A 14625-nucleotide genomic window follows, 5' to 3' on the forward strand; every position below is an offset into this window, starting at 1 on the left:
CCGAGACCGCACGCACAGGGCCCGCGACGCGCGTGGTGCGCGGCTCGCGGGCCCTGGCTGCGTGCCGGACCGGTGCCTGTGGAAGGGCCGGTGCCCGTACGACCGCTGTGGCCCTGACCGTGGGAACGGTCAGCGGGTCACAGGCGGTCGCCGACGTAGACGGTCAGGTCGACGAGGCGGTTGGAGTAGCCCCACTCGTTGTCGTACCAGCCGACAACCTTGACCTGGTTGCCCTGGACCATGGTGAGCTGCGCGTCGAAGGTGCAGGACGCGGGCCAGTTCACGATGTCCGAGGAGACGATGGCGTCCTCGGTGTACTCCAGGATGCCCTTCAGCTCGCCGGAGGCGGCGGCCTGGAAGGCGGCGTTGACCTCCTCGACGGTGACCTCACGGTCCAGGTCCACGACCAGGTCGGTGACCGAGCCGGTGGGGACCGGCACGCGCATCGAGATGCCGTCCAGCTTGCCCTTGAGCTGCGGGAGCACCAGGGCGGTGGCCTTGGCGGCACCCGTGCTGGTCGGGATGATGTTGATCGCGGCGGCCCGGGCCCGGCGGGGGTCGCTGTGCGGGAAGTCCAGGATCCGCTGGTCGTTGGTGTACGCGTGGATCGTGGTCATCAGACCCTTGACGATGCCGAAGCTCTCGTCCAGGACCTTCGCCATCGGCGCCACACAGTTGGTGGTGCAGGAGGCGTTGGAGATGATGTCGTGCTGCGCCGGGTCGTACGCGTCCTGGTTGACGCCCAGGACCACGGTCACGTCCTCGTTCTTCGCCGGGGCGGAGATCAGGACCTTCTTGGCGCCGGCGGCCAGGTGCTTGGCGGCGTCCTCACGCTTGGTGAAGATGCCGGTGGACTCGATCACGATGTCGGCGCCCAGCTCGGCCCACGGCAGGTTCGCCGGGTCGCGCTCCGCCAGGGTCTTGAAGGTCTGGTTGCCCACCGTGATGGTGTCCTCGGTGTGGCTCACCTCTTCCTTGAGGCGGCCGAGGATGCTGTCGTACTTCAGCAGATGAACCAGGGTGGCGTTGTCGGTCAGGTCGTTGACGCCAACGACCTGAACATCTGCACCCTGCTCAAGGAGCGCGCGGAAGTAGTTGCGGCCGATACGGCCAAAGCCGTTGATTCCTACGCGGATCGTCACGAACCGATCTCCTCGTTGGTACGCCGGATGCGGATTCCGGCGATGCTGTATGGGACGTCCCCGACCTCTTCCGACCCTACCGCGCCCGGGTCCAAGCGGTGACATCGGCCGGGGACAGGCGGCGGGATCGGGTGCCCGACGGCACCACGGGTGCGGCTCAGCCGACCATCTCCTCGGTGAGGTTGGACTCGGTGCCCGGAACGCCCAGGTCCTGGGCGCGCTTGTCGGCCATCGCCAGCAGCCGCCGGATCCGGCCGGCGACCGCGTCCTTGGTCAGCGGCGGGTCGGCCAGCGCCCCCAACTCCTCCAGGGAAGCCTGCTTGTGCTCCATGCGCAGCCGCCCGGCCGCCGCCAGGTGCTCGGGAACCTCCTCGCCCAGGATCTCCAGGGCGCGCTGCACCCGGGCCCCGGCCGCCACCGCGGCGCGGGCCGAACGGCGCAGATTGGCGTCGTCGAAGTTGGCCAGCCGGTTGGCGGTGGCCCGCACCTCGCGCCGCATCCGGCGCTCCTCCCAGGCCAGCACGGACTCGTGCGCGCCGAGCCGGGTCAACAGGGCGCCGATCGCGTCACCGTCCCGGACGACGACGCGGTCCACACTGCGCACCTCGCGCGCCTTCGCGGCGATCTGGAGCCTGCGGGCGGCGCCCACCAGGGCCAGCGCCGCCTCCGGCCCCGGGCAGGTGACCTCCAGGGAGGAGGACCGGCCGGGCTCGGTGAGCGAGCCGTGGGCCAGGAACGCGCCGCGCCAGGCGGCCTCCGCGTCGCAGGTCGCCCCGGAGACCACCTGCGGCGGCAGCCCGCGGATGGGACGGCCGCGGCCGTCCACCAGACCGGTCTGCCGGGCCAGCTGATCGCCGCCGGCCACCACGCGCACCACATAGCGGCTGCCGCGCCGCAGCCCGCCCGGGGCCATCACCACCAGGTCGGAGGAGTGTCCGAAGATCTCCAGGATGTCCCGGCGCAGCCGGCGGGCGGCGATTCCGGTGTCCAGCTCCGCCTCGATCACAATCCGCCCGCTGACCAGGTGCAGGCCGCCGGCGAACCGCAGGACCGACGACACCTCCGACTTGCGGCAGCAGGTGCGGGTGACGGGGAGCCGTGAGATCTCGTCCTTCACCGCGGCCGTCATCGCCATGGGCCGATCCTTCCATGCATACGAAAAATACGGTCATACGCGGCGGCCAGCAGCTCCGGGTCGTGCCGTGCGGAGCCGCCGCCGGTCAGCGGGTCACCGGCGGCGGCCACCGGGGCCAGCTGGACCGAAGCCCCCAGCCGCTCGGCGGCCAGGCTCAGGCTTTCCTGGTCGGGCACCGCTGCCCGGTCGGCCAGCACCACGTCAAAGGCGAGTTTAGGGGCGTGTTGTACCAAAACCTCCACATGACGCTGCGGGGAGAAGCCATCAGTTTCCCCGGGCTGCGGTGCGAGGTTGAGCGAGAGCACCCGGCGGGCCTTGGTACGGGTGAGGGCGTCCAGCAGTTCGGGGACCAGCAGATGGGGGATCACCGAGGAGAACCACGAACCCGGGCCCAGGATCACCCAGTCCGCGTCGAGGACGGCCTGCACCGCCTCGGGGACGGCCGGCGGGTCGTGCGGCACCAGGACCACCTGGAGCACCTCGCCCGGGGTCAGCGCGACGGTGGCCTGGCCCCGTACCCGGCTGAGCGCCTGCGGACGGCCGCTCTCGTGCCCGCGTACCAGCGCCTCCAGTTCCAGCGGCACGGCCGACATCGGCAGCACCCGGCCGTGCGCGCCCAGCAGTTTGCCGACCAGGTCGAGGGCCTGGACGTGATCGCCCAGCTGTTCCCACAGCGCGACGATCAGCAGGTTGCCGACCGCGTGGTCGTGCAGGGCGCCCTCGCTCTTGAAACGGTGCTGGACGACCTCGGACCAGGTGCGGCCCCAGTCGTCGTCGCCGCACAGCGCGGCCAGGGCCTTGCGCAGGTCGCCCGGGGGCAGGACACCCAGCTCGTCGCGGAGCCGGCCGCTGGAGCCACCGTCGTCGGCGACGGTGACCACGGCGGTGAGATCACCGGTGATGCGGCGCAGCGCGGTGAGTGAGGCGGACAGCCCCATGCCGCCGCCCAGGGCGACCACCTTGGGCTGGGCGCCGCGCCGCGGGGCACGGCCGGTGCGGCCGATCCGCCGCATGACGGTGCGACGGTGCTCGGGGTCCCGGCCCTGCCGGGCGGCCTTTCGTGGCATGTTATTCGCGCCCCATGTCCCGGTGTACGACGACGGTTTCGATGCCTTCGGCGGCGAGCACCTTGGCCAGCCGCTCGGAGACGGCCACCGAGCGGTGCTTTCCGCCGGTGCAGCCGACCGCGATGGTCACATAGCGCTTGCCCTCACGACGGTAGCCGGTGGCCACCAGGTGCAGCAGTTCGGCGTAGCGCTCCAGGAACTCCTTGGCGCCGGGCTGGTCGAAGACGTAGCCGGCGACCTGCTCGCTGGTGCCGGTGAAGGGCCGCAGTTCGGGGACCCAGTGCGGGTTGGGCAGGAAGCGGCAGTCCACGACGTGGTCGGCGTCCACCGGCAGGCCGTACTTGTAGCCGAAGGACATGACGGTGGCGCGCAGTTCCGGCTCGTCACCGCTGGTGAACTGGGCGTCCATCTTGGCGCGCAGTTCGTGGACGTTGAGGTTGGAGGTGTCGATCACCAGGTCGGCGTCGCCGCGCAGTTCGCGCAGCAGGTCGCGTTCGGCCTCGATGCCGTCCACGATCCGGCCGTCGCCCTGGAGGGGGTGCGGGCGGCGGACGGACTCGAAGCGCTGGACGAGGGCGTTGTCGGACGCCTCCAGGAAGACGATGCGCCGGGTGACGGACTTGGCGTCGAGGTCGGCCAGGGATTCCCGGAGGCTGTCGAAGAAGCTGCGGCCGCGGACGTCCACGACGACGGCGATCCGGGCGACGTTGCCCTGGGAGCGTGCGCCGAGGTCGACCATGGTGGGGATCAGGGACGGCGGCAGGTTGTCGACCACGAACCAGCCGAGGTCTTCCAGACACTTGGCGGCGGTGCTGCGGCCGGCCCCCGACATGCCCGAGATGATCACCAGTTCGGGAGTGGGACCGCTCTCCTCACTGGCGGTGACGGTCCCGTTGACGGTGGGTTCCGGCTGTTCTTCGGTTCTGCTGTGTTCGCTCATGATCTCTCTTCCCCCGCCGTTGTGTGGTGTGTGGGTGATGTGGTGCGGGTGGTACGGGGTGGGGCGGGTGGACGTGACGCCCCCGGCCTGTGGCCGGACGGCGCACCCCGGGGTCGGACCGCTCAGTCCTCGATGATCTCGCCGGTGGCCGTGTTGACGGCCGGGGCGGCCGGGCCGCCCTCGGCGAGCGCGGCGAGCACCGTCTCCGCGGTTTTCCGGCCTATGCCGGGAACCTCGCAGATCTCCTCCACGGAGGCGGTGCGCAGCCGCTTGACGGAGCCGAAGTGCTTCAGCAGCGCCTTTTTGCGGGTCTCGCCGAGGCCGGGGACCGCGTCCAGTGGCCCCTTCCTCATCGATTGTGCCCGTTTGCCGCGCTGGTAGCGGATGGCGAAACGGTGCGCCTCGTCGCGCACCCGCTGGAGGAGGTAGAGCCCCTCGCTGGTGCGGGGCAGGATGACGGGGTCGCTGTCGCCGGGCAGCCAGACCTCTTCGAGGCGCTTGGCGAGGCCGCACACGGCCACGTCGTCGATGCCCAGCTCGTCCATGGCCCGCCGGGCGGCGGCCACCTGGGGGGCGCCGCCGTCGACGACGACGAGCTGCGGCGGGTACGCGAAGCGCTTGGGGCGGCCGTCCTCCTCACGGTGGGCGTCCTCACGGTGGGTCTCCTCGTGAGGAGTCTCCGCACTCCGGGTCTCCCCGTGGACGGCCTCTCCCGGCCGCACGCCGGCACCCTCGGCCTCGCCGTTCCCGTTCGCCTCGCTCTCGGGGGACTCCTCGACCCAGCCGCCGCTCTTCTCCTTCTCCCGCAGGTAGCGGCGGAAGCGGCGCGAGATCACCTCGTGCATCGCGCGGACGTCGTCCTGTCCGGCGAAGCTCTTGATCTGGAAGCGGCGGTACTCGCTCTTGCGGGCCAGGCCGTCCTCGAAGACGACCATGGAGGCGACCACGTCCTCGCCCTGGAGGTGGGAGATGTCGAAGCACTCGATGCGCAGCGGCGCCGAGTCCAGGCCGAGTGCCTCGCTGATCTCCTCCAGGGCCCGGGAGCGGGTGGTCAGGTCGGAGGCACGCTTGGTCTTGTGCAGGGCGAGCGCCTGCTGCGCGTTGCGCTGCACCGTGGCCATGAGGTCCTTCTTGTCGCCGCGCTGCGGAACGCGCAGGCTGACCCGGGAGCCGCGCCGTTCGCCGAGCCAGTCGGTGAGCGCCGCCTCGGCCTCCGGCAGGGTGGGGACCAGAACCTCGCGGGGGACGCCACCGGTGCCGCCGGCGCCGGCCTCGTCCCCCCACTCCTCGCCGTACAGCTGCTGGAGCGCGTGCTCGACGAGCTGCGGGGTGGCGACGTGCTCGACCTTGTCGGTGACCCAGCCGCGCTGGCCGCGCACCCGGCCGCCGCGCACGTGGAAGATCTGGACGGCGGCCTCCAGCTCGTCCTCGGCCACGGCGATGAGGTCGGCGTCGGTGGCGTCGGCGAGGACGACGGCGTTCTTCTCCATGGCGCGCCGCAGCGCCTCGATGTCGTCGCGCAGCCGGCCCGCCCGCTCGTACTCCATGTCCTCGGATGCCTCGTGCATCTCGGCTTCCAGCCTGCGCAGGTAGGTGCCGGTGCGGCCGGCCATGAAGTCGCAGAATTCCTCGGCGAGTTGGCGGTGCTCCTCGGGGCTGACCCGGCCGACGCAGGGGGCCGAGCACTTGTCGATGTAGCCCAGCAGGCAGGGGCGGCCGATCTGGTGGGCGCGCTTGAAGACCCCGGCGGAGCACGTGCGTACGGGGAAGACCCGCAGCAGCAGATCGACGGTCTCGCGGATGGCCCAGGCGTGCCCGTAGGGGCCGAAGTACCGTACGCCCTTGCGCTTGGGCCCGCGCATGACCTGGGCGCGGGGGAACTCCTCGTTCATGGTGACGGCGAGCGAGGGGTAGCTCTTGTCGTCGCGGTACTTGACGTTGAAGCGGGGGTCGTACTCCTTGATCCAGGTGTACTCCAGCTGGAGCGCCTCCACCTCGGTGGCGACCACGGTCCACTCCACGGAGGCGGCGGTGGTGACCATGGTGGCGGTGCGCGGATGCAGTCCCGTGAGGTCCTGGAAGTAGGAGGACAGCCGCGGCCGCAGGCTTTTGGCCTTGCCGACGTAGATGACCCGGCCGTGCTGGTCGCGGAAGCGGTAGACGCCCGGGTCTTCGGGGATCTCGCCCGGCTTCGGGCGGTAGCTGGAGGGGTCGGCCATGTGCGTAACCCTACTGCCGGGCACCGACACTTCATGGTCACCGGGCGGCCGTGCGAGGTGGCCGGCACCTACCAGCCGCGCTCGCGCCAGGCGGGGAGCTGGGGGCGTTCGGCGCCCAGGGTGGTGTCGGCGCCGTGCCCCGGGTAGACCCAGGTCTCATCCGGAAGGGTGGCGAACAGCCGGGTCTCCACGTCGTGCAGCAGGGCGGCGAACGCGGCCGGGTCGCCGTGGGTGTTGCCGACGCCGCCGGGGAAGAGGCTGTCTCCGGTGAACAGGTGCGGGTGGCCGTCGGGGTCGTCGTAGACCAGGGCCACGGAGCCGGGGGTGTGACCGGTGAGGCGGCGTACGGTGAGTTCGATGTCACCGAAGGTGAGGGTGTCGCCGTCGTCCAGCGGGACGTCGGTGGGCACCGGGATGCCCTCGGCGTCGGGGCGCCCGGCGTAGGTGGTGGCGCCGGTGGCGGCGACGACCTCGGCGAGGGCGCCCCAGTGGTCGCCGTGCCGGTGGGTGGTGACGACGGCGGTGATGCCGTCGTCGCCGATGAGCTCCAGGAGGGTGGCGGGCTCGGCGGCGGCGTCGACGAGCAGCTGGGCGCCGGTGGCCCGGCAGCGCAGCAGGTAGGCGTTGTTGTTCATGGGGCCGACCGCCGCCTTGGAGATGATCAGGCGGGCCAGCTCGTGGGCGTCCGCCGGCCCGCCGACCGTGACATTTCCGGTGTACGACATGGCGGCCAGTGTGTCAGAGCGGGGGCAGGACAGGGAGCGTACCGCCGCTGGTGGTGAGGCCGGAGCCGGTGGTGCGGCCCGAGAGCCAGCCGACGAGGGCGGTGGGGGCGCCGGCCACCACGACCCGGGCGCCGTCGTGTCCTCCGCTGTACCAGCTGCGCCCGTCCTCGGCACGCAGGTCGAGGGGCGGCAGGTCCTGGTGGCCGGTGAACCGGCGGGTGAGGTAGTCCACGGTACGGTCGGTGAAGGTGCCGGGGAGCCGGTCGATGGTGTGCCCGATGCCGAGGTCGACGTGGTGCAGTTCGATCTCCACCCAGCGGCGCAGCGGCAGGGCGGAGAGCCGGTCGCGGACGCCGTTGCGCAGTTCGGCGGTGGTCTGCCAGCGCTCGGCGGGCAGCGCCTCGAAGGCGTCGGCGAGCCGGGCGGCGCTGTCGCGCACGTCGGCGAGCTGCTCGGCGGCGGGCCGTGCCGCGCCGCGCTCGATGTCGGCGTCCCTGGCCTCCTCGCCCGGGTACATGGGACGGCCGGCGAGCACGTTGCCGAGGGCGTCGGCGTTGCGGGCGAGGTGCGTGGTGAGGTGGCCGCGGGTCCAGCCGGGCAGCTGGGAGAGCGCGGCGAGGTCCGCGTCGTCCAGGACGTCGAGGGCGGTCAGCAGGCGCCGGGTGGCGTCCCGCAGACCGATGAGGTCACCGGTGGGCTTCGTCATGATCACACGCTATCCGGGTCCACTCCTTCGAGTGAAGATGGCGATATCCGCCCGGGAATCGAACGCACGTGCTATAGGCTGGTTCGGCGCCGCTCGAGGCCGCATCGGCCTTGCTTCATTCCGCCGCCCCTACTCTTGGACGGGGGTGCTCCGTGCGCCATGGGGTCCCCGTTCTTCACACGAAAGGTGCCATCCGCGTGGCCGACCGGCTCACCGTTCGCGGAGCTCGCGAACACAACCTCAAGAATGTCTCGCTCGACCTGCCGCGCGATGCCCTGATCGTCTTCACCGGCCTGTCGGGCTCGGGCAAGTCGTCCCTGGCCTTCGACACGATCTTCGCCGAGGGCCAGCGCCGCTACGTCGAGTCGCTGTCCGCGTACGCCCGGCAGTTCCTGGGCCAGATGGACAAGCCGGACGTGGACTTCATCGAAGGTCTGTCCCCGGCGGTGTCCATCGACCAGAAGTCCACCTCGCGCAACCCGCGCTCGACGGTGGGCACCATCACCGAGGTCTACGACTACCTGCGGCTGCTGTTCGCCCGCATCGGCAAGCCGCACTGCCCCGAGTGCGGCCGGCCCATCGCCCGCCAGTCCCCGCAGGCCATCGTGGACAAGGTGCTGGCGCTGGAGGAGGGCAGCCGCTTCCAGGTGCTCTCACCGCTGGTGCGCGAGCGCAAGGGCGAGTTCGTCGATCTCTTCTCCGACCTGCAGACCAAGGGCTACAGCAGGGCCCGGGTGGACGGCGCCACCATCCAGCTCGCGGAGCCCCCCAAGCTGAAGAAGCAGGAGAAGCACACCATCGAGGTGGTCGTCGACCGGCTCACCGTCAAGGACAGCGCCAAGCGGCGGCTGACCGACTCCGTGGAGACGGCGCTCGGCCTGTCCGGCGGCATGGTGGTGCTCGACTTCGTCGACCTCCCGGAGGACGACCCCCAGCGGGAACGGATGTTCTCCGAGCATCTGTACTGCCCGTACGACGATCTCTCCTTCGAGGAACTGGAGCCGCGCTCCTTCTCCTTCAACTCCCCCTTCGGCGCCTGCCCCGAGTGCACCGGCATCGGCACCCGGATGGAGGTCGACCCGGAGCTGATCATCCCGGACCCGGAGAAGTCGCTGGAAGAGGGCGCCATCCACCCGTGGTCCCACGGCCACACCCGCGGCTACTTCCACCACCTCATCGCCGCCCTGGGCGACGCCCTGAGCTTCCGCACCGACGTGCCCTGGGAAGCGCTGCCGCAGCGCGCGAAGAAGGCCCTGCTCAACGGCCACCGCACCAAGATCGAGGTCCGCTACGAGAACCGGCACGGCCAGGAGCGGGCCTACGCCACCGCCTTCGAAGGCGTCATCCCCTTCCTGCGCCGCCGCTACGCGGAGGCCGACACCGACGCCGGGCGCGAGCGGTTCGAGGGCTACATGCGCGAGGCGCCCTGCCCCGCCTGCCACGGCACCCGGCTCAAGCCCCTGGTGCTGGCCGTCACGGTGCAGGGCAAGTCCATCGCCGAGGTCTCGGCGATGTCCATCAGCGAGTGCTCCGACTTCCTGCGCGGCATGAAGCTGGACGCCCGGGAGAAAGCCATCGCCGAGCGGGTCCTCAAGGAGGTCAACGAGCGGCTGCGGTTCCTGGTCGACGTCGGCCTGGACTACCTCTCCCTCAACCGCGCCGCGGGGTCGCTCTCCGGCGGCGAGGCGCAGCGCATCCGGCTGGCCACCCAGATCGGCTCGGGCCTGGTCGGGGTGCTCTACGTCCTGGACGAGCCGTCCATCGGTCTGCACCAGCGCGACAACCACCGGCTGATCGAGACCCTGGTGCGGCTGCGCGACCTGGGCAACACCCTGATCGTCGTCGAGCACGACGAGGACACCATCAAGACCTCCGACTGGGTGGTGGACATCGGCCCCGGGGCCGGCGAGCACGGCGGCAAGGTCGTGCACAGCGGCCCGCTGGCTGAGCTGCTGACCAACGAGGAGTCGATCACCGGCCAGTACCTCACCGGTGCCCGCTCCATCCCGATGCCCGAGGTACGGCGCCCGGCCGACCCCAAGCGCCGGCTGACCGTGCACGGCGCCCGGCAGCACAACCTGAAGAACGTCGACGTGAGCTTCCCGGTCGGGGTGCTCACCGCGGTCACCGGAGTCTCCGGGTCCGGCAAGTCCACGCTGGTCAACGACATCCTCTACACCCACCTGGCGCGCGAGCTGAACCGCGCCAAGGCGGTGCCCGGGCGGCACACCCGGGTCACCGGCGACGACCTCGTCGACAAGGTGGTGCACGTCGACCAGTCGCCGATCGGCCGCACCCCGCGTTCCAACCCGGCGACGTACACCGGTGTCTTCGACCACGTCCGCAAGCTGTTCGCGGAGACGATGGAGGCCAAGGTCCGCGGCTATCTGCCGGGCCGCTTCTCGTTCAATGTGAAGGGCGGCCGCTGCGAGAACTGCTCGGGCGACGGCACCATCAAGATCGAGATGAACTTCCTGCCGGACGTCTACGTCCCGTGCGAGGTCTGCCACGGCGCCCGGTACAACCGGGAGACGCTGGAGGTGCACTACAAGGGCAAGTCCATCGCCGAGGTGCTGGACATGCCCATCGAGGAGGCCATGGACTTCTTCGAGGCGGTGCCGGCCATCTCCCGTCATCTGCGCACCCTCAACGACGTGGGCCTGGGCTACGTACGGCTGGGGCAGCCCGCCACCACGCTCTCCGGCGGCGAGGCGCAGCGCGTCAAGCTGGCCTCCGAGCTGCAGCGGCGCTCCACCGGCAGCACCGTCTACGTGCTGGACGAACCGACCACCGGGCTGCACTTCGAGGACATCCGGCGGCTCATCGAGGTGCTCTCCGGCCTCGTGGACAAGGGCAACACGGTGATCGTCATCGAGCACAACCTCGATGTCATCAAGACCGCCGACTGGGTCGTGGACATGGGCCCCGAAGGCGGGTACGGCGGCGGCACCGTCGTCGCGGAGGGCACCCCCGAGGAGGTGGCGGCCGTCCCGGCCAGCCACACCGGGAAGTTCCTGCGCGAGGTGCTGGGCGACCGGTTCAGCGACGCCACCCCGGCGCGGCGCACCACCCGGAAGAAGGCGCCGGCCAAGAAGGCCGCGGCCGGGCGGAAGAGCACCGCCAAGAAGTAGGCCGTCCGGCTCCGTTGACCGGAGTTCGCCGGAAATTGGCGGCGTCGCACTGGTGCGGCGCCGCCTCCCTTGGAACGCTGAGGCACCCGATGCCGACGCGTCCGAGGGAGTCCTGGTGATCCACCGCGCACCGAGCACACCACGACACAGCCGAGCCGGGGACGTTCTGCGCGCCAGGGCCCCGGTCGTGGCCGCGGCGATCGCCGCGCTCGCCGTGACCCTGCTGCCGTCCGGGCCCGCCGTCGCCGCCCCGAGCACCGGGGGCGGCGGCCTCGAACTGTCGCGCGCCGTCCAGCCACTGGGCCCCGGCACCGAACTGACCAGCCTTCAGAGCCTGGAGCCCACCGGCTGGCGCAGCGCGCACGCCGTCACGATCGATCTGACCGCCGGGGCCCGGGTGGAGTCCGTGGCACCTGACGACGTGTCGGACGCCGCGCCACTGAGCGAACTCGTCCGCGACCACGACCCCGGCCCGGGGCGCGCCACGGTGGCGGCCGTCAACGCCGACTTCTTCGACATCAATGGCTCTCTCGCGCCGCTTGGCCCCGGCATCAGCGGCGGCGAGCTGCGGCATTCCGCCTCGGACGGGGCTCCCACCGAGGCGGTGGGCCTGGGCCCCGGTGACACCGGGCGCCTGCTGGACCTCAGGTTCGAAGGCACCGTGCTGCTCCCGGACGGGGTGGCTCCGCTCGCCTCCCACAACGCGGCGCGGGTGCCCGCCGGGGGCATCGGCGTGTACACGGCCGGCTGGGGCGGGGCCGACCGGGCGCTGACCGTTCCCGGGGCGGCGCGGGTCACCGAGGTCCTCGTGCGTGAGGACGTGGTGGTGTCGGTGTCGGAGCGCGCGGGCCGCGAGCGGATCCCGCCCGGCGCCACGGTGCTGCTGGGCCGCGACGCCGGCGCCGGGACGCTGGCCGCGCTCGCACCGGGCGACGGGGTGGCCCTGGAGTACGGGCCGCGCACCGGGGACGGCGGACCGCTGCCGGAGGAGGCGGTGGGCGGCCGGGGCCTGCTGGTCATCGACGGCGAGCCGCAGAACTGGGAGGGCCGGCCCAACAACACCGCGGCACCCCGTACGGCAGTGGGTTTCTCCCGGGACGGCGGCGAGATGTTCCTGGTCTCGGTGGACGGCCGGCAGCAGCACTCGGGCGGCGCCACCCTCACCGAGTTGGCGGTGCTGCTCGCCGACCTCGGCGCGTACACGGCGCTCAACCTGGACGGCGGCGGCTCCAGCACCCTGCTCGCCCGGCGGCCGGGCGATCACGAGCCGCGGCTGGTCAACCGCCCCTCGGACGGCGCCGAGCGGCCGGTGCCCAACGGTCTGGCCGTCACCGTGCCGACCGGCAGCGGCACGGCGACCGGGTTCCGGGTGGAGACGGTGGCCGATCCGGAGCGTGCCCCCACCGCGGACCCGGTGCCCGGCGGGCATCCCGGACGGGTCTTCCCCGGGCTGACCCGGGCGCTGGCGGCGACCGGCCACGACGAGACGTACGGCCCGGCGCCCGCGCGCCCGGCCTGGAGCTCGGCACGGCCGGCCATCGGCTCGGTGGGCGCCGACGGCGTGTTCACCGCGCGGCGCACGGGCAGCACCACGGTGACCGCCGGGCGGGGCGGGGCCACCGGCACCGTCGAGCTGACCGTGCTCGGCGCGCTGGAGCGGCTGGAGCCGACCGCGCGCCGCGTCGGTCTCGCCGGGCCCGGGGAGAGCGCCGGGTTCGGGCTCCTCGGCCAGGACGACGAGGGGAACAGCGCCCCCGTCGAGCCGGCCGATGTGACGCTGGAGTACGACCGCGCGCTGTTCACCATCGACCCGGACCCGGCGGCCGGCGGGTTCACGGTCACGGCGGCCGAGGGGTCGGACGGTGCCGCCGGGGAGGTTCGGGCCGCGGCCGGCGGGCGCAGCACCGTCCTGGCCGTCACCGTCGGCGGCGAGGAGAGCACCGTGGCCGACTTCGAGGACGCGGCGGAGTGGACGTTCAGCCACGCCCGCGCCGCCGGCGGCATCACCCCGGAACCGGCCGGGCAGGACGGGGGCGGCGCGCTGCGCCTGGAGTACGACTTCACCCTCAGCACCGCGACCCGCGCCGCGTACGCCACCCCGCCCGGCGATCTGCCGGTGTCCGGCCGGCCGCAGAGCTTCGCCCTGTGGATCGACGGGGACGGGCACGGCGGCTGGCCCTCGCTGCAGCTACGGGACGCGGCCGGCACCGATCAGGTGCTGCGCGGCGAGCACATCACCTGGCGGGGCTGGCGGCAGGTGGTCTTCGAGGTCCCCGAGGGCATCGCGCTGCCGGTCTCGGTGCACCGCTTCTACGTGGCCGAGACCCGGCCGGACGCCGCGTACACCGGCTCGGTCGCCATCGACGGGCTGACGGTGCGCACCGCCCCCGAGGCGGAGCTGCCGCCGGACGGCGCCCGGAGCGGGCCGCTGATCGGGGCCGGGCGGGAGGTGGCGGCGCGGGAGTGGCGCTTCGCGGTGGTCTCGGACGCCCAGTTCGTGGCCCGGGACCCGGACAGCGCCATCGCGGCGGCGGCCCGGCGCACCCTGGGCGAGGCGCGGGCGGCAGAGCCCGACTTCGTGGTGATCAACGGGGACTGGGTGGACGAGGGCTCGCGGGCCGATCTGGAGTTCGCCCGGGAGATGATCGAGGAGGAGCTGGGTGACGCGCTGCCCTGGTACTACCTGCCAGGCAACCATGAGGTGATGGGTGGCTCCATCGGGCTGTTCGAGGAGATCATCGGGCCCGCCCGGCAGACCTTCGACCACCGCGGGACCCGCTTCATCGCCCTGGACACCTCGTCGCTGACGCTCAGGGGCGGGGGGTTCGCGCAGTTCCAGCAGCTGCGGGCGGAACTGGACGCGGCGGCGGAGGACCGGTCGGTGCGCTCGGTGGTGGTGCTCAGTCATGTGCCGCCGCGTGATCCGACCGTCCGGCCGGCCAGTCAGCTCACCGATCGCATGGAGGCGGCGCTGCTGGAGCGCTGGCTGGCGGACTTCCGCCGTTCCTCGGGCAAGGACGTGGCGTTCTTCGGGGCGCATGTCGGGGTCTTCGACAGCTCCTGGCGGGACGGGGTGCCGTATGTGATCGGCGGGGACGCGGGGAAGGCGCCGGCCGCCGCCCCGGGGGAGGGCGGATTCACCGGATGGGCCCTGGTGGGCATCGACGGCACCACGGGCGCCCGGCCGCGGGAGGGCGGGGCGCGTGGTCACGGCGGGGGTGGCGGGTGGCTCTCGGTGCAGACCAGGCCCCATGTGGATGCCCTGACACTGGACGCCCCGGCGGCGCTGCCGGCCGGCGGTGCGGAGCGGGTGGCGGCGACGGTGTCGCAGGGCACCGGAGCCGGGGCGCGGGAGGTGCCGGTGGCCTTCCCGGTGAGCGCCGACTGGTCGGGGTCGCGCGGTCTGTACGTGGGGCCGCCCGGCGGGGCGCAGCGGGGGCAGGTGGCGGCCTTCGACCCGGCGACCGGTCTGCTGACGGGGCTGCGGGCCGGCGAGGTCACCCTCGAGGTACGGGTGAGCGGGGTACGGGAGCGGGTGACCGTACGCATCACCCGCTGAG

At 72.3% G+C, this 14625-nt stretch carries 9 protein-coding genes; 2 read left to right on the forward strand and 7 right to left on the reverse strand.

All coding sequences use genetic code 11. From position 1 onward, the window contains the following. Positions 1–137: 137 nt before the first annotated feature. The 7 genes from gap to SXIM_RS04465 all read right to left on the reverse strand — a co-directional run bounded on the left by gap (position 138) and on the right by SXIM_RS04465 (position 7934). The gene (gene gap, locus SXIM_RS04435) at positions 138–1142 is read right to left on the reverse strand and encodes a type I glyceraldehyde-3-phosphate dehydrogenase (protein WP_030733997.1); all 1005 of its coding nucleotides are present in this window, start codon (positions 1140–1142) and stop codon (positions 138–140) included. Positions 1143–1299: 157 nt separating this feature from the next. Continuing rightward, complete coding sequence (gene whiA / locus SXIM_RS04440) at positions 1300–2277, reverse strand: DNA-binding protein WhiA (RefSeq protein ID WP_030734000.1); 978 nt, start codon at positions 2275–2277, stop codon at positions 1300–1302. Next, positions 2268–3290 carry a gluconeogenesis factor YvcK family protein gene (locus SXIM_RS04445; RefSeq protein WP_107047043.1) on the reverse strand — a complete coding sequence of 341 codons (1023 nt, stop codon included), beginning with the start codon at positions 3288–3290 and terminating at the stop codon, positions 2268–2270. Before SXIM_RS04445 ends, whiA begins: the two co-directional genes overlap by 10 nt. A gap of 55 nt (positions 3291–3345) precedes the next feature. Beyond that, positions 3346–4284, reverse strand: coding sequence for an RNase adapter RapZ (gene rapZ, locus SXIM_RS04450; protein WP_030734006.1), 939 nt, complete (start codon positions 4282–4284; stop codon positions 3346–3348). A gap of 122 nt (positions 4285–4406) precedes the next feature. After that, complete coding sequence (gene uvrC, locus SXIM_RS04455; protein WP_046723001.1) at positions 4407–6503, reverse strand: excinuclease ABC subunit UvrC; 2097 nt, start codon at positions 6501–6503, stop codon at positions 4407–4409. A 68-nt stretch (positions 6504–6571) separates the two neighbouring features. Continuing rightward, a complete protein-coding gene (locus SXIM_RS04460) occupies positions 6572–7228 on the reverse strand; it encodes an MBL fold metallo-hydrolase (protein ID WP_046723003.1) in 657 nt (218 codons plus the stop codon). A 13-nt stretch (positions 7229–7241) separates the two neighbouring features. Next, positions 7242–7934, reverse strand: coding sequence for a maleylpyruvate isomerase family mycothiol-dependent enzyme (locus SXIM_RS04465; RefSeq protein ID WP_030734015.1), 693 nt, complete (start codon positions 7932–7934; stop codon positions 7242–7244). Between the two features lie 197 nt (positions 7935–8131). Between SXIM_RS04465 and uvrA the strand changes: the two genes are divergently transcribed. After that, positions 8132–11065 (forward strand): excinuclease ABC subunit UvrA, encoded by a 2934-nt coding sequence (gene uvrA, locus SXIM_RS04470; protein WP_046723005.1) that lies wholly within the window; start codon positions 8132–8134, stop codon positions 11063–11065. Positions 11066–11252: 187 nt separating this feature from the next. Beyond that, on the forward strand, positions 11253–14624 hold the full coding sequence (locus SXIM_RS04475) for a phosphodiester glycosidase family protein (RefSeq protein ID WP_046723007.1): 3372 nt from the start codon (positions 11253–11255) through the stop codon (positions 14622–14624). Position 14625: the final 1 nt, after the last annotated feature.

It is taken from the genome of Streptomyces xiamenensis (assembly GCF_000993785.3).
GTDB lineage: Bacteria > Actinomycetota > Actinomycetes > Streptomycetales > Streptomycetaceae > Streptomyces > Streptomyces xiamenensis.